Annotated in this window: 12 protein-coding genes; all 12 read right to left on the bottom strand. The window is 51.5% G+C overall.

Going from position 1 to position 15,959, the window contains the following annotated elements; genetic code table 11:
* Positions 1–3 precede the first annotated feature (3 nt).
* The 12 genes from tssC (ACJJJB_RS20590) to tagH all read right to left on the bottom strand — a co-directional run bounded on the left by tssC (ACJJJB_RS20590) (position 4) and on the right by tagH (position 15,825).
* A complete protein-coding gene (gene tssC / locus ACJJJB_RS20590; RefSeq protein WP_445365408.1) occupies positions 4–1,491 on the bottom strand; it encodes a type VI secretion system contractile sheath large subunit in 1,488 nt (495 codons plus the stop codon).
* A 132-nt stretch (positions 1,492–1,623) separates the two neighbouring features.
* Positions 1,624–3,111 (bottom strand): type VI secretion system contractile sheath large subunit, encoded by a 1,488-nt coding sequence (gene tssC, locus ACJJJB_RS20585; protein ID WP_020413600.1) that lies wholly within the window; start codon positions 3,109–3,111, stop codon positions 1,624–1,626.
* Positions 3,108–3,629 (bottom strand): type VI secretion system contractile sheath small subunit, encoded by a 522-nt coding sequence (tssB, locus tag ACJJJB_RS20580; RefSeq protein ID WP_020413601.1) that lies wholly within the window; start codon positions 3,627–3,629, stop codon positions 3,108–3,110. Before tssB ends, tssC (ACJJJB_RS20585) begins: the two co-directional genes overlap by 4 nt.
* Before the next feature lie 45 nt (positions 3,630–3,674).
* On the bottom strand, positions 3,675–4,979 hold the full coding sequence (gene tssA / locus ACJJJB_RS20575) for a type VI secretion system protein TssA (RefSeq protein WP_445365407.1): 1,305 nt from the start codon (positions 4,977–4,979) through the stop codon (positions 3,675–3,677).
* A 187-nt stretch (positions 4,980–5,166) separates the two neighbouring features.
* Entirely contained in the window at positions 5,167–5,949 is a 783-nt protein-coding gene (locus tag ACJJJB_RS20570; RefSeq protein ID WP_282951866.1) for a hypothetical protein, read from the bottom strand.
* 167 nt (positions 5,950–6,116) lie between these two features.
* A complete protein-coding gene (locus ACJJJB_RS20565; protein WP_026305104.1) occupies positions 6,117–6,830 on the bottom strand; it encodes a SapC family protein in 714 nt (237 codons plus the stop codon).
* A 29-nt stretch (positions 6,831–6,859) separates the two neighbouring features.
* Positions 6,860–7,537 carry a type VI secretion system-associated protein TagF gene (gene tagF, locus ACJJJB_RS20560; protein WP_282951867.1) on the bottom strand — a complete coding sequence of 226 codons (678 nt, stop codon included), beginning with the start codon at positions 7,535–7,537 and terminating at the stop codon, positions 6,860–6,862.
* Positions 7,538–7,553: 16 nt separating this feature from the next.
* Positions 7,554–11,093, bottom strand: coding sequence for a type VI secretion system membrane subunit TssM (gene tssM / locus ACJJJB_RS20555; protein WP_444945818.1), 3,540 nt, complete (start codon positions 11,091–11,093; stop codon positions 7,554–7,556).
* Positions 11,094–11,147: 54 nt separating this feature from the next.
* Positions 11,148–12,017 carry a type IVB secretion system protein IcmH/DotU gene (gene icmH / locus ACJJJB_RS20550; RefSeq protein ID WP_282951869.1) on the bottom strand — a complete coding sequence of 290 codons (870 nt, stop codon included), beginning with the start codon at positions 12,015–12,017 and terminating at the stop codon, positions 11,148–11,150.
* A 1-nt stretch (position 12,018) separates the two neighbouring features.
* Entirely contained in the window at positions 12,019–13,356 is a 1,338-nt protein-coding gene (tssK, locus tag ACJJJB_RS20545; protein WP_282951870.1) for a type VI secretion system baseplate subunit TssK, read from the bottom strand.
* Between the two features lie 74 nt (positions 13,357–13,430).
* Entirely contained in the window at positions 13,431–14,048 is a 618-nt protein-coding gene (gene tssJ, locus ACJJJB_RS20540; protein ID WP_245556697.1) for a type VI secretion system lipoprotein TssJ, read from the bottom strand.
* Positions 14,049–14,076: 28 nt separating this feature from the next.
* Positions 14,077–15,825, bottom strand: coding sequence for a type VI secretion system-associated FHA domain protein TagH (gene tagH, locus ACJJJB_RS20535; RefSeq protein ID WP_444902340.1), 1,749 nt, complete (start codon positions 15,823–15,825; stop codon positions 14,077–14,079).
* Positions 15,826–15,959 lie beyond the last annotated feature (134 nt).

The following is a 15,959-nucleotide window of genomic DNA, read 5'->3' as shown; positions in this document are numbered from 1 at the left end:
AACCTAAGTGCCTCCTACACCTATGGTCGCCAAGGCCGTAGTCAGCTTCAGTTCAGAAACCAAATGATCAACGGTATAATGACTTTTCAAGTGGATAACACTTTGATAGCTACCTGCCTTGCCAGGCTCATCAACCACCCTGACTCGTGCCTCGCGCAATGGATAGCGCGCAAGCATCTCCCACGAAAGATCGTCACGGCCAGTGGTATAACGATCGAGCCACTGTTGTAACTGGCGTTCACAGTCAGCGGCATTCATATAGGCACCAACCTTATCCCTGATCATTACCTTGATATAGTGTGCAAAGCGGGACGCACAAAGAATCTGCTGTAACATGGAACTGATACGCGCATTCGCTGTGGCGGCTTTCGAGGTGTATTGCTTAGCCTTTTGTAGAGACGGCACACTATTAAATGCGCTGTAAGGGGTATCATAACAGTGGCTCAAGCAGGCAAATCCCAGCTCAGACAAATCCCTTTCCGCAAAATCTGTAACCAGAATCGAGGTGGACATACGCACCATGGAAGGATTGCTATCCGGTCTATAGGGTATTTTCGGCAACTGGGTTACCAGACCGCCACCCAGGTGATCGCGGGCTACGCCACGAATATGGGAAAACCATCCCACCTCACTAAATTCACGCAGCAGCACGGCGCCTAAGGCAAAACAGGCATTACCCCATAAATAGTGTCGGTTGTGAGAGGCATTAACCTGCTCCTGAAATCGCAATCCACGATAGCGGGAAAATTCAACACTGTAAGGCTCGCGCATTAGTACATGCGGCAGGGTAACCGCAACAAAGCGGCTATCTTCCAGGTCGCGCAAACTATTCCAGCGAATATACTCTTTCTGGCGAAAAACCTCGGAAAACTGGATTGGTTTTGCAAGGTCATCGAAATGATCAATACCAAAGAGATACGGAGTGGCGGCACAAATGAAAGGAGCAAAAGCAGCTGCTGCCGTATGCGCTATCCCCTGCAGTGTAAATACGTCATCGTAGGGGTGATCCGGCATTGGTCGATGGCAGATATAGTAATCGCCTAGTAGTAGGCCAAATGGCTCACCACCCGGAGTGCCGAACTCCTCATTATAGATTAGGTGGAAAAGACCGGACTGATCAAAATCCGGAGCTCTTTCCATATCTTTGCTCAAATCCCGCCAGTTGGCATCCAGTAATTTGATCTTAATATTGTCCGAGTGCGGCGTATTAAAAATCAGCATGGACAAACCACGCCAACTTGCTTCGAGTTGTTGGAAGCGAGGGTGATGAATGATCCGGTTTACCTGATCACAAATAAGCTCATCCAGCTCCATAATCACGCGGCTGAGATACTGGCGAACAGAAAAATTATCCTTCTTTGAGCAGGGACAAATTTCAGTTAGCCAATATTCAAAGGCAAACAGATCATCTGGCTCACTTAAAAAGCGCCGAAGTTCGCGCTGCTCTCCCTTGGCCAACTTTTCCGGTAGTACGTCTACGTGATCTTCCATTATCTGGTCATGTGTTGCGCAAGGCACCGGAAAACTCCCACAAGCATTGTTCCTGAGAGATTCGACAGAATCCTGGCCTTGAGCAAGGCCCTTTGAAGAGGTGGCCCGCCTCAAACAGGCGGGCCTGTGGCATTATCCAGCGGACGGGATATTCGCCACCATACGCATGGATGTAGTCAGCTCTTCCATCTGCAGCCAAGGCTTCAAATAAGCAACTGCACTGTAACAGCCAGGCTGTCCTGGAATTTCCTTCACTTCCACACGGGCCTCAGAGAGCGGGTACTTCGCCTTCATTTCCGGGCTCGCATCCGGATTTGAGTTGGTGTATTGGGAAATCCACTTGTTCAACCAGCGCTCACAGTCACTGGCTTCCATGAAAGAACCCACCTTGTCCCGAGCCATTACTTTCAGGTAATGGGCGATACGAGAAGTGGCCATCAGATAAGGTAAACGCGCGGAAATAGCTGCGTTTGCAGTTGCGTCCGGGTCATCATAAGTCTTGGCTTTCTGTGCGCTCTGGGAACCGAAAAATACGGAATAGTCAGTATTTTTATAATGGCACAGCGGCAGGAAGCCCTGAGCACTGAGTTCCGCTTCACGGCGGTCGGTAATACCGATTTCAGTAGGGCATTTCTGGTCAAGATCGCCGTCATCACTTTTAAACACGTGTGAGGGCAGACCTTCCACCTTACCACCACCCTCTGCACCGCGAATTGCAGTACACCAGGAGTTTTCAGCGAAAGCTTTGGTCATGGTGGTACCCATAACATAAGAAGCATTCATCCAGCAGTACTGGTCGTGCTCAGCCGGACGGGAAACACCGGACTCATCAACTTCAAACTCCTCAAAATCAAAAGCTTCGATGGGCTTGGTGTTGGCGCCATAAGGGGTACGAGCCAGGGTGCGCGGCATTACCAAAGTCACGAAACGGGAATCATCACTGTCGCGGAAGCTGCGCCACTTAATGTATTCAGCTGACTCAAAAATACCGCCGAGATCGCGGGGCTTGGACAGCTCAGTGTAATCATCAAAACCGAACATACCGGCGCCGGCAGCGGAAATAAACGGACAGAAGCCCGCTGCAGCAACATTCGACATCTTGCTCAGCAGCTCGATATCTTCTGGGTGGCTGGTAAATTCGAAATCACCAATCATGCAGCCATAAGGCTCACCACCAGCGGTGCCAAACTCTTCTTCATAGATTTTCTTAAAGGTCTGGCTCTGGTCAAACTCAACAGCTTTGTCCAGGTCACGGAACAGTTCACGCTTGCTCAGATTGAGCATGCGGATCTTCATTGTCGCCCCGGTTTCAGAGTTCATCACCAAGTGGTTGAGCCCACGCCAGGAGCCTTCCAGCTTTTGGAATTTTTCATCGTGCAGGATTGCGGACAGCTGCTTGGACATAGCCTGGTCAATCGCGCTAACCGCAGTTTTAATGGTCTGAGTCAGGTTGCGATCCCAGGTAACGGTACCTTTTAGGACCTGTTCAGTGAGGTTTGCAATCAGGTCTTGCGCTTCTTGAGGCTCAGTTTGCTTAGTTGCGGCAATCGCCTGGTCCAACAGGCTGGAAGATTGTTCCTCAGCTTCGCTTTCCGCTACATTTTCTACTTCTGTGCTCATTCTGAGTCCTCTCCTTTATCCTTGTTCAGGCCCAGCTGCTCGGAAATAGCGCCTACGTTTTCCGTGCTCTTCAGAATATCTTCCAGAACTTTCTCCAGCTCTTCTGAACGGTCAGCCTTGCTCAATAGGTCACGCAATTTACTGCGCGCCTCCAAAAGCTGCTTGAGCGGCTCAACCTGATCCACAATCTGCTCTGGGGAAAAGTCGTCCATTTGTCTGAAATCGAGATCCACGGCCATTTTACTGCCGTCACCTGACAGGGTGTTCTCCACCTGTAGGTTCAACTTCGGGTTTACCTTGGTCATTACATCGTTGAAATTGTCACGATCGATTTGAACGAATTTACGATCTTTCAACGCCTTGCGATTTTCAGTGTTATCACCTGAATAATCGCCCATAACGCCCGCCACGAAAGGAAGCTCCTTTTTGACTTCTGCGCCATTAGTTTCAACATCATAAGTAATATGTACACGCGGCTTGCGCACACGCTTTAGTTTATTGTGGATGCTTTCAGACATCTCAGGTCTCCTTTCCTAGATTTAGGGACTGCTGTTCTCAATTAACTACCAACCTGTGCTGGCTTCTTCTTGTGGTTGACCGCCCCAAGCATCATCGGAGGCAGGCGCTGGCTCAGAAGTGGCAGGCGCAGGCTCAGATGCAGCCGGTGCAGACGAAGGGGTGCTGCTCGATACTGGTGGCGCCACATAGCGCTGAGTATCGGTGCCATCCAGGCGCACTCCTGTGAGCTGGGAATAGAGCGCTCGGGACTGCTCATCCGGCAGCAACTCTGTCATCAATTCTGAAACCGTCATACGCCCCCAGCCAATCAGTCGTTCCAGACCTGGTGCCAGCGGAGTATGGGGCTCGTAAGTCCTGAAATACTTGGCGGCCTGCTCTAACAGGCGAAGTGCATCCTCACGCGAGGACACAGGCCCTGTAGGTGCCGCGATAGCATTGGCCACCAATGTGGCCGCAACATTTGGGACAGCATCATCTGAGACAGCCTCAGCTGATGCTGACTCATCACCTTGGGTCGTTGTTGCTTCAGCCTGAGCCGCTATCGATTCCAACTGGGTTTTATAAATAAATCTGGCTGTGCGCAGCACTTCATCCAAAAGAGAGGAAATATTGGTCGAAGGAGGGGCATCATGGCCGCAACTCTTACGCAGCACATCATTAATATTTTTGTAGTGAGCAATGCTGGACTCTATTGTCTCAATCAGGTTCTGAGCCCACTCATTACTCGCACTGTTCACACACTGATTGACGTCCTCAAAACTATAACCCAAAGTTTCAATTCGTGCGGCTTTAGCATCGTCATCAGCAATGCGATCAGCATCTCGCGCCTGCTGGTGCTGGAAGAAGGAGAAATCTCCGTAGTCTCCTTCGGGAGTGACCGGCGCACTGCGGATCGGCATCATTAGAGTACCATCGCCACCATCACCGTTGAGGCCTGTCAGGGGGGCAACTTTTGTCTCAATGCCATCCTCATCCGGCAACGGGAATAAGCCATCCCAAAATTCTTCTATAAGCTGGTCTATCAATTGGAAACCGTCGCGCAGCCCGGTAAAGCCATGCAGCCGGATAAGTGCCTCGGTATACCAACTGGCCACCTCCAGATCCTTACCTTTCTTGGTAAGAATCTTTTCGGCAGATTTAGCTACATCACGCCAGGGCGCCAGAAGATCAGCATCTGTTTCATCGAACATAGCCGAGCGCTCAGCAGCCCGGGCGCTATTGCGCGCATCCTTGATGGAGTAGTAATCCGAGGTTGGAGAGCGATCCTCTCGGATATCCTCTCCGACGGGGCTGTCCGAGGTGATTGGAGCAATGAGTTCTTCGATATTTATTGTATTTGGGAATGCCATGAAAATAAGTCCCTTCTACCGAAACAATTCCTTCAATAAGAATCTCGAGAAGAGTACACGTTGTAAAGATCTAATCAAGGCAAATGACACGATGAGCCAACATTACCCTAAAAAAAGTGCATGAAGCACAAAGCTGTGCAAATTATTTTTGTTAAATTTTTAGTATTTAGGATTTTTTCAGGGGTCATTACACGGTGATTACAGCTGAGCCCTTATTTTCTGCGGTACCTGAATCAGGATGTAATGACTGGAAAGTAGCCACTACCTGAATAAATTCTACTTTGCTCTGTGTAAAGCTTTGCAAATCGGTCCACAAAAACAAGGTATAAAAACTCTGCGAATTCTGAAAAAAAGCGACCAGATACTGCACGGAATCCTGGCCAATATTCGCACTCATCTCGTACAAAAGTCCTGTTTGCCATGAGTGTTCCACCGGATCGGGGCCACTCAACCGCTCTCCGCCAGCAACCTTCTCCAGGCACTGCTTCATCTGCGCTTCACCGTAATCGGCAAGCGTGAGTTCAGCAGGAAGCTCTGAACGGTTCTGCGCCAAAACAATCAGATAGCGATTGGCCTCTACATTTCCAGCCTGAATCACCGCACCAGGATTCAGGTTATCGCATGAACTCCAGCTGCGCGGCGCACTCACAGAAATTCCGGGATCTGTACTGTGCAGTTTACCCAGTACTACTGGCAACTCCGATCCACCACTTTCACTGGATGCTTTAGTGCAGTGCAAAAGCTCAACGTCCAAGTACAATTGAGAGTGCCAACCGGAGTTCCACAATTTGTGCATAAATCGACAGGCTTCCGCCCTATCATCAGTTTTCTTTAATCGTGACCTGGAGCTGGCCATCAGGGCTTTTATTTGACTGAAACTAAATCCAAAATCACTATCCAGTGCCGCAATTGCCCGGCGCCTTTCATAAAGCTTCCTTATTTCCCCTGTAAATACCACCACGTAAGACATACCCTAACCCTAGCTTCCTGCAGCGATTGATAGGTAGGCAACCTCTGGACACACTCCGCATGTCCTGCCAACAAGCGATACCCCCCATAGGGGAGACCATCGATCAATTATTTTCTCAACTCAATCACTCTATTATTAATTGAGTTCCATACTTATGACCCGATAAATCAATGTAGTGAACGAGCGTGATATTTTTTAAACAAGCCACTCAAATTCACTGATTGCTTCAAACTGAAAATATGAGCATAGATATATGCTAAATAACCACGCTTTCGCAAAGTTAAAAAATCCCGCTCATCCAGCTCATTCAGGCGCTTCTCTGATACACAAAACACCCCGGTGAGGTGGTGTTTTGTATTACCCGGCAGGTCGACTAATACAACCTGCTCCTGCAACAGATCCAACTCAGTGAGACAGCGGATAAACTCTTTACCCTGCAACTTCTGCTGATGAATTTTGTACAACAGATTCCTGGCCCCAGCTAAATGCTGAGTTGGCTCGCCGTTTTCCTCAAAAAGTTTGTGGGCTGTCTCACCAGCTTCCGCCGACAATGCCGATGAATCAATACAAATCACCGCACTTTTGGAGTCCACATCCTGATAATGTAAGTAGAAGGGATGGGCTCTCAATACTGCCGGTATATAAGTGCCCTGCCACTTCCCCTCCTGCCAAAACAGATTCTTGCCAGGCTTGATTCCCAACATGGCACAGCTTTCCAGCGCCTGGCCGTCATCGGACTTGGCAAACACAACTGGACAGTCCTGCGCTACCGTATGGAATTCACCAGGGTAAACCGGACAGACATGTCGCTTATCACTATGAGAAATATCCCCCACCAGAACGCTGTGCCTGTGGTGTTTGTTCTTGTCCAATATAATCATTTGTGCCACGCGATATTTCCCTCCACTTCTTACATCGCCACTTGCGGCTGCCTTGCACCCAGCATGGAACAGTAGAACTCAGGACTCGGCAGTGACGGACATAACAGACTGGTCGGAGCCAGATGTTGTGACCCTTCACACCACCACAAGCTGTAGCTGGCAAAGCTCTTTTTACACAACTGTCCTAGCAGCCCCGCATAACTGCTCTCAATACCCGATGCATCACCACTGGATACATAAAAGTCTGATTGAGGTCCGGGCAAAATCGTCGTATATAACCCCGTAGGAACTGGTGCAAAAGCCACAGATAGCTGATCGACATGCAGCATATTTTGCAGAGCGCCGATCGCCAGTTCAGAGAGTCCCTGAAACCAGTCTTTTTCATGCGCCATGAAGGTAAATGCATCGGTAGCTGCGGGCAACGGTGCCGTGATCGTTAGCGGAAAATAACGGCCAACGCTATCCACACTGGGAACCAGGATCCCCGCCCAGGCGCTTTCATCAATCACTCCCTTAGCATGCACAAAGCGCCAGACCGGGCTGGTTAAATAATAATCCAGCCACTCATTGCCCATAATCTCTCGGGAGCCATGTACAACGCGCTGTAGCCATTCATCCCACACACTGACAAAGCTGGCGGGTAACTGGCGTTGGATAAAATCCCCATGTCCCGGCAGCTTGCCAAAAATACCTATAGAGTTTTGCAAATTACTCTCTCTCTGCTCACAGGGTCTCTGGACACCTGTACCCACGCAGCAGGCTGCGATCAAACGGATTGTTTACATTGGAGGCGATCAGCCTGAACTGTGCCTTACGCCCTTCTTCTGAGAAGGTCACTAATCGCTCAGCATTACTGCGGCCAGATTCCACATCAGAACTGGCGAGAAGACGGTACCATGCCCAGTCCCCTTCAAAATGTTTGCGGTGCACAGTTTCATTCAGGTCTTCAAAAATAATCCGCGCCCTGTTGCTCTCACCACCGCGCCAAGTGAGTTTCTTACTGGTCTTGGGCCCATGGGAATAAGGAACCCGTTGGTCTCCCAGCTCCAGCTCAAACAGTCTCACACTGGAATCCAACTTGGTCGGCTCAATGCGAAACGAATAGGATGCGTTTGCTCCTGCAGCGAAGAAGGTCTTGCGGATTTTTTCCGCACGTCGCAACTGTGACAGAGTCTCCTGGGAAAGACTCATGCCTTGTCCCTCCACATATTTCACTTTCCAGTTTCTAGTATCGACAAATGGCTTCAGGTATTCGTCGACAAACTTCTGCTGAATGCCACCCGGTTTGAAGTATTGATTAAATTCCATCACCGGTACTTCCTGGTCGCGGTCACTGCGCAGTGGGTAGCGGTTGGCCAGGGTATTGGCATAACTGAAATAGACCTGCTCCCGCCACACCCGGTTGAGATGGCCTTTTGCCTTGCTCATCACCAGTGCCCAGGTGCCGTCAGCAATATCTGTTAGCCACCTATCAAAGGGAGCTGGCGCATTGGCCGCTTTAACCCTCAGCTGCTTGATAGCGTCACCGCCCCCTGCAAAACGACTCTTGGCGCTAGCAAAAGCGGCCTCATTGGAATCGGGTGCACTATCAATCTCAGTCAGGTACTCCTGAATCTTGTTGATGGTGACAAGGTACTCCTGAATCCTCGCCGGCCTGCCCTTTTCACTTTGGGTAATGCGCTGCACCTCTTCAAAACGCACATCGACAATATTGGGCTTGTAGTGATCCTTAAGGGCACCTGCAGCACTATCCAGCGCAGCGCCCCCGAGCCTGCGAGTAGTGCTGGATACCGGCAGCGGCACGCCTTTAGCATCTACGGGCAGTTCAGGGCGAGGGGTCAGACGAGTGTTATCCGCGGTGATTTCTGTCACGGCCAGTAGTGGTGAATAGATGGGATCAGATAATGTCGAGAGAACCTCCAGAGCCTGGGAGGTACTGTTAAATCTCCGGATACTGAAACCGCCGAGGAAAGACTGCCACTGTTGCAGATATTCACTCAAATAAATACGCTTCACATCCTCGCCAAGTTTCGCGCGATCTGCCTCGGTAAAGTCCTCACCAGTGAGATCGCCACCATAAATCCAGCGCTCCTCGGCCATGTTTGTCATCAGCTGGGAATCGGCCCCGAAGTCCATTTCCTTGTATCCGGCTTTGGTATACAAGAAGGGGATACTGAATCGTGGATCATTAGCTGCTACACCAAAAACCTGCTGGGTATCACCTCCAATCTCCTGATAAAGATCTACCGAGGTCTGACCCAGATCGCTATTTTGTAGCTGGGCGAAAAGACGCTGCGGTACCGGGATACGTCGCAGCTGCTGGCGCGCACGCGCCACTACGCGATCATTCTGCTGGACACTTGCGGGGATCGCTTGGGCTAACAACTGGTCGAGGTGATAGCGCAAATTCTCCTGCTCACCGGCCTCCCCCGGCAACTGTCGCTCCCAGCGTGAATTGTAGTAACCCTCAACACTGGCAATATCGAGCTTGTCCGGGTTAAAGAACATCAAGTAAGTTTTCAGCGTACTGACCAGAGCCGGGTCATCACTGCCCAAGCGGCTGAGGTTACTCTCAATATCGCGCAACAATGCCGGCAGGAAAACAGTTTCCAATTTATGACGGTAGAGCTGGTCTACCGCCTGGTCGATGCGTTTGTCATACAAACCCAGGTTAGATATCCAGGGGTGCTCCTCGCGATCGTACACTGAGGTTGCCCGGCGCAGGGGTTCAAGCATTTTCAAGGTATTTGCTGGCGTGGGCCGTTTACCCTTGAGCTCATCCTCAGCCTGTTGATAGGCAGCCAGGCTGTCATTAACCTCCCCCATAGACAGCTTATTTGACGCAAGACTGCCACTCCAAAGGAAAATCGAGCCCACGAATACCGCCGCCAGCGTGGCATACACCCCTCTGCGCAGCCACTGATTGGCTGTTTCTACCCTGCGGTTAACGCCAACCAGCTCCGCCTCTGGAAAAATAACATCCTTGAGTAAGCGGTGTAGGAAAAAGCTCTTCCCCGCCCCTTGGAATTTGTGCGCAACACTGCGCTCAAGACCAAAGTCTGCGGTGACCGAAGCCATCATTCTGTCTACCGGGCTACCCTCTTGGGTACCACTGGTAAAGTAAATGCCCCTTACCATTGGCACAGTTTCGTAGCGGTTTGGCTCGAAGGATTGCTTGATAAAGTCGGCCAGAATATCTGCGAGATTTTCCATTCGAGCAGGGAAACCCTGCAATAAAGCGCGCTTCTCTACATTGCGCTCCTGGTGCACTCGCCACAAAACGCGCTGATTCAGGCGCTCTATCAATTGGTTGAATTCCGCCTTGAAGTTATCCAAAGGCGCACCGATCGTAGCATTGGTTTCGCGTGGGAAACTCACGCCCCAAACCTGCTCACGCTCAGCTTGGGACAGGTTATCAAAGAACTCACTAAAGCCCGCCACCAGGTCACACTTGGTGAAGGTGAGATAGATAGGAAAGCGAATGCCCAATTCCTGCTGCAGTTCATTTACGCGTTGGCGAATTGTTTTTGCCTGATGCTGGCGCTGCTCCTCAGTTTGCACCATCAAATCCTGCAAACTGATAGCAACCATGGCGCCGTTGATCGGGCGGCGGCGACGATAGCGCTTCAATAACCCCAGGAAAGCCTTCCAAGCACTGTTGTCATATACCCTATGACTATCTTGAGTGGTATAGCGGCCTGCGGTATCTATCAGCACCGCATCATTGGTAAACCACCAATCGCAGTTGCGCGTACCGCCAACCCCACCCAAAGCCTCTTTCCCGTGACTTTGCGCAAGGGGGAACTCCAAGCCGGAATTCACCAGAGCCGTGGTTTTACCACATCCAGGCGGACCAATAATGATGTACCAGGGCAACTGATATAGAGATATCTTACCTTTGTCTGACTTGAAGCGGGCGTTGCGCAACACTTCCATAGCTTCACGGAAACGCCCCGACAGTGCATCCAGTTCCTCGCGGGAGTGCTCCTCATCCGGATCCTGTGCTGCCTCCTGAGACTCTTCAATGCCCTTAATTAATGCCTGATTCTGGCGGCGCTCCACCAACCACTGGCTCAAGTTCCACACCAGCCAGAGGGCGAAAATAAATACGATTATTGTGATACGAATAGTTGGCGAAAGAGTGGCGTTTTCACTGCCAAATTTGATGTAATCCGCCCCAAACCAAATGAGCACAGAGAGTGCTGACAGTCCGATCAGTCCTAGCACCCATTTATTGGTAAAAAAGTCGCGCAAGCGTTTCATGAATAGCTCCATCTCCCCGGGGCTTTGCCGCGCCGGATCGGTTCAGTCCGAGTGTTACCCTTCTTCCCCTTGCGGGGCTTCGCTGTCACTGCCTGTGAGATCTACAACGCGATCAGCCACTGGCGTCGTCGTTTCGTATAGCCACCAGCGATAGCCGCTATAAGTGGCGACCAACAGGCCCAAGGCAACACTCATAACGACCCATAAGGGCACGTAGTGAATCAGGCCTGATTTGCGCTCGACACAGCCCTGCCAGCGGGGGGACAGGTCCCGGTCCATAGCCGGCTTGTGTTGCTCAATCGTTCGGTACAGTTCATCGCGTATCTGTTCGATCTGTTCGTGGCCGCGCTGCACCAATCGGTACTTGCCCTGGAAGCCGAGGCTTAGGCACAAGTAGAAAAGCTCCAGCAGTTCCAGATGGGAGGCCGGCGTTTCGAGCATGCGCTGCAAAATAGCAAAGCATTTTTCTCCACCAAAAGTCTCTTTATGGAACAGACTTAATAACGAGTGCTGGCTCCAGCCACTGGCGGTTCCCCAGGGAGTAGTAAGCACCACTTCATCTACTACAGTACACAGCAGGTAGCGCGCAGTGAGAACCGACTCCGGAGCCAGAGCCAACTGTTTGGCCTCTCGTTCAAACGCCTGGATTTCCTTGGTCAAGCGCTTGTGTAAATCCGGCACATTGGAATGATTCATGGTTGTGCGCAGCTTGATGATCACACCGAGCAATTTGGAGGCGGCAGAAACCAGCGGGTTTAAGCTGTTGCGGATCTGCATATCCACACTGCCACCAGGGCTGGCAAAAAATGGCTGCTGGGACGGCGCTGCCGGCTGCGCCGGGGCTGCCGCACCCGGAGTTGGAATCATTACGGTTCTGTCACCCGCATTGGGTGTCGGCGGTGGAGTAAAGCTTTCATTGCTCATATCAGTTATTCCTTATCGCCCAGAGCTCCATGGTCAGCCCGGGGAACTCCGCTCCGAGATGCACGGCAAAACCGCCAGACCGTAACATCGCCTGCCACAGCTCACCGCTGCGCTCCAACTCAAAATAAGTAAACCCGGCATGATAGGGAATTTGCCGTGGCGCCACAGGCAGTGGGCGCAATTTCAAGCCGGGTAACTGCGCAGAAATCAATTCGCGAATAGCTTCTACCGGTGCCACTTTGGACTGGGTGGGGAAACGGCTGCGCAGCAGGTCACCAGGCATATCCGCTTTCGCGGCCATCACAAAGCTGGCGCCCTTTAGTAGTGAGGGATCGGTAACTGGCGCGACATAAATACCAAATTTTCTCTGCACCAGCTCCATGGGAATGGCTGTCTGCTCCAGCACGGTAGAGAGCGACTGGCGAAGAGCCGAAAACAGCCCGGCAAAGCTAAGTTGCAGGTTTTCATGCGCATAACTGGGAATATCCGGCGGGCGTTTGGTCGATGAAGTGAAAGTCGATAGCTCACCAGCCAGCTGGAGAAGTTCCACAAACAGACAGTGCGGATGCAAGCGCGGCTGGGCAGTAATCTGTTTCAGTAGTGGCTCGAAACGGTTAATCACTTGCAGTAAAAGGTAATCGGCGATCTCCGCAGAGCCGCTTCTGCCACTATCACTGAGGCGGTGCCCGAGAGCCGAACCACGATGATCGAGTAGCCCCTTAACCTCCTCGATATAGGCTTTAATTACCGCCGAGGTTTCTGTATTTAAAAGCGGTGGAATATAGTCCGCATCCAATTCCACCGGCTTCTCTGGCTGGCGCTCACGTATACGCGCAATACCGATCGCGGCATAGCCGCTCAGGTCATCACTTTCCAGCTTGAGACACACACGCAACTTACCCACCTGGATGCGGGCAGACTCACCAGAAGCAGCGGCGCTGTTACGCGCGTCGAAATTGGCCGTTTGATAGCGCGCCTGGGGAAAATCTTCCTGATCCCGTATGGATTCCTGGCTACCCGGCCGTTTCATCGGCACACAGAGGTAAACCACTTCATCGCGCGTATTGATCGGTACATCCAAAACGTCAGGCAGGTGCTCGTTTTCCGGTGCCAATATCGGGGTACCATCAGGAAAGATAGCGCGTACGCGGGACACGGAAATTTTACCCATAGACAGCGGCTCACTGTCGATGCCCAGCTCAATCACACCCCAGGTATAGGGCCCCAGCGAGGCCGTGCGCGCCTCAACCAACTGTTCAAGATAGCGATCCTGCTGTTGAAAATGCTGAGGGCGTAAAAACATACCCTCGCTCCAGATCACCTTGTTGTTTGCCGACATAAGTCTTCCTTGCAGGGCCCATCTCGCTTCAGGAGGGGCTCAATAAAAGGGGCTGATCAGAAAGGTTTACCGATCTATTTAGATTTTTCCATTTCCTGCAGGCGTTTTTGCATCGCCTCATAATCTTCGCTGGAAATAGTCACAGTATCGCTCTGGCGCTTTCCGGAATCCTGACGAGACAAAGGAGAAACAATTCCGCGACGGCGCTTATTAATATCATCTGGCGTACCGATACGGGTATCGGCCAGGGCTACGCGGTACTCATTTTTCTTGTGATCCGTAATAGGCAAGACCAGCAGAGCGTCGGCCTTTTGATACTGCACAAATTCAGCAAGAAGGCCGATATATTTTACATCTGGAGTCAGCTGCAATTCTTCTATACGCTGCTCTCCGGGTGCAAACTCTTTCAGGATTACGGTATCCAACAAATCCTTGCCCAGCCGCGACTGTGCATTTTCATATAGGTTCAGAAAATCCTCGCGGGCAAACTGACGGTCATCCGCCAGCATAAATACCCGCACCACAACTGGCGAAGCCCGCCCATCATCATCGGGATTGACGTCCTCGCGGATATTTACCGACAACTCCACACTGGTCTCCAGATTCAGGGTACGCCTGGTGGTCTGGCAAGCCGTCAGGGTAATCACTAATATTCCCAGCAAAGTAAAATGCAATAATTTTCTTATCGACACGACCAACTCCCTCTTTTCGATCAATTAATTAATTTTTCAATTGTCTGGCATTTTTCAGCTCAGACAGTTGATTTTCATAAGTCACTGCAAATTCATCGCCAAATAACTTGCGATAACAGGCATCGGGATCGCCAACCAGGTCGCGATACATCGCACTGAAACCTTCCCACTTTTTTGCATTTTTATTGCCAAACATCCCCGAGGTGTTTCCCAGGCGACGCTCGATATTGTCAGGGCTGAAATATTTCAGCATCGCACTGTAACCTGCACGCATTCCGGCGAGCACTGCCACCTGATGATCCGACAAATCATCGAAGCTATCGCGCACAGCCTCTTTAGGTTGCATAAAGGCCCCATTGCCGGCAAACATCGCTTCGAGGGCATCGCGCTCTGTAGCACTGAATTTAAGCGGGTTATTGGCCTCGGTCTGTATCATGGTGCGCTGTACACGCAACTCATTTTTAATGCTGGTACGCGCACGCAGCAGGTCAATCAGGCGCGCAACGGTCTCGCGTACAATCTCCGCCGCCTGCTGATCGGCCAACTGATGTTGGGCTGGGTTTATATTCAGGCCCAGGGTCGAGGCCAACACACCAGCACTAGGGACGGATGGTGGTGCCACCGCTTGTGGTTGTGGTTCGGGCTGCGGTTCGGGCACCTGTGGTTGAGCTTGCGGCTGCTGTAGCTGGGAAAAACTCTGCCCCTGCGCGGCAAAATTGGCCGGGCCGCTCGCCAGCCCCTGAGACGTATCAAAACCTGGAGCACCTTCAACCTGCTGCCCCTGTATCGCCGCAAAGGAATCGGCGAACGGGTTATCTTGTGGAGTTTGAGGAGCTACCTGCGGTTGGACCTGGGCCGGAGGCGCCTGGGGTTGAGGAGGCGTGACAGGTGTCTGCGGTTGAGCCATTGGCGCTTGCGGTTGCGCCAACTGAGGCTGCACAGGGGGAGCCTGGAACTGTTGTGGTGGTGTTACCTGCGGCTGTACGGGAGGCATTGGCTCCACAGGCTGTGGCTCTGGAGCGATATGTACTGCATGACGATCCGCTGGTACATGGTCCTGATCACTACCATCTTTCCACCATTCATCGTCCGACCACTGGCTCGAATCATTCTGGCCGGTGGATCCGGGCAGTGATCCCAGGCCGGGAGCCTCTGTGCCAGCAAAAGCCTGTGGCTTGTCAAAAGTAGAAAGTGGATCCAGGGGCCCAGAATCCGCACCGAGAAGGCTATCTCCTGAAGGCGCACTCTGGCTGCCTGAAGTAACATAACCCCACTCACCGGTCTGAGAGATATCACTATTGCTGCCAGCACCAGGTTCCAGCCAGTTATCCAACTGCTTAGCCTCTGCCTGGCTCTGCATCTTTGCCATGGCACTGGCATTAAAAGTTGTGCGATCCGAAGTATCGAGAAAATCTGCGCTGTCCAGCCCCTTGGGCAAGTCACTTTGCGCCTGCGGTTTTCGCAGCGTCACTTTGAGTCGATACTCTCCCACATTAACAATATCCCCCTCTTTAAGCGCTATTTTATTGCCCTTGCCCAAGGGGCTGTCACCATCATTGTGATAGGTGCCATTAGTACTGGTATCTATCAGGAAAAACTGATTCTCACTGAAAGAGATCTGTGCGTGCTTGGAAGAGACGACGCGATCGGGATCAGGTAACACCCAGTAGTTATCTGCAGAGCGACCTAAACTGCCCCCCTCTTTCGTGAACAGTTTTGTATGCTTGAGCATATTGGCCCCTGCGGGATCCGCCAATACCGAGAGAATTAGATCCATGTCTTCCTGACTCACGCTGTTAATAGACTTTGCAATAACACAGGCGGCTTCCGGAAGCCGCCAAGTCACGCAAAATGATCGGGAAAAATCTGCCAGTCATGTCAATTAATCCGGGCTGCCAAAGACAATCCAGT

This window comes from Microbulbifer variabilis, from assembly GCF_052468405.1.
Note: the sequence above shows the minus strand (reverse complement) of the source record. Positions and strands in the feature narration are given on the sequence as shown.

What these genes read in the sequence shown, in the direction of transcription:
- tssA (WP_445365407.1), bottom strand. Translation starts at nt 4,979, where the DNA reads ATGGCATTCCCAAATACAATAAATATCGAAGAACTCATTGCTCCAATC.
- tssC (WP_020413600.1), bottom strand. Translation starts at nt 3,111, where the DNA reads ATGAGCACAGAAGTAGAAAATGTAGCGGAAAGCGAAGCTGAGGAACAA.
- tssK (WP_282951870.1), bottom strand. Translation starts at nt 13,356, where the DNA reads ATGTCGGCAAACAACAAGGTGATCTGGAGCGAGGGTATGTTTTTACGC.
- ACJJJB_RS20565 (WP_026305104.1), bottom strand. Translation starts at nt 6,830, where the DNA reads ATGATTATATTGGACAAGAACAAACACCACAGGCACAGCGTTCTGGTG.
- tagH (WP_444902340.1), bottom strand. Translation starts at nt 15,825, where the DNA reads ATGGATCTAATTCTCTCGGTATTGGCGGATCCCGCAGGGGCCAATATG.
- ACJJJB_RS20570 (WP_282951866.1), bottom strand. Translation starts at nt 5,949, where the DNA reads ATGTCTTACGTGGTGGTATTTACAGGGGAAATAAGGAAGCTTTATGAA.
- tssB (WP_020413601.1), bottom strand. Translation starts at nt 3,629, where the DNA reads ATGTCTGAAAGCATCCACAATAAACTAAAGCGTGTGCGCAAGCCGCGT.
- icmH (WP_282951869.1), bottom strand. Translation starts at nt 12,017, where the DNA reads ATGAGCAATGAAAGCTTTACTCCACCGCCGACACCCAATGCGGGTGAC.
- tssM (WP_444945818.1), bottom strand. Translation starts at nt 11,093, where the DNA reads ATGAAACGCTTGCGCGACTTTTTTACCAATAAATGGGTGCTAGGACTG.
- tssC (WP_445365408.1), bottom strand. Translation starts at nt 1,491, where the DNA reads ATGGAAGATCACGTAGACGTACTACCGGAAAAGTTGGCCAAGGGAGAG.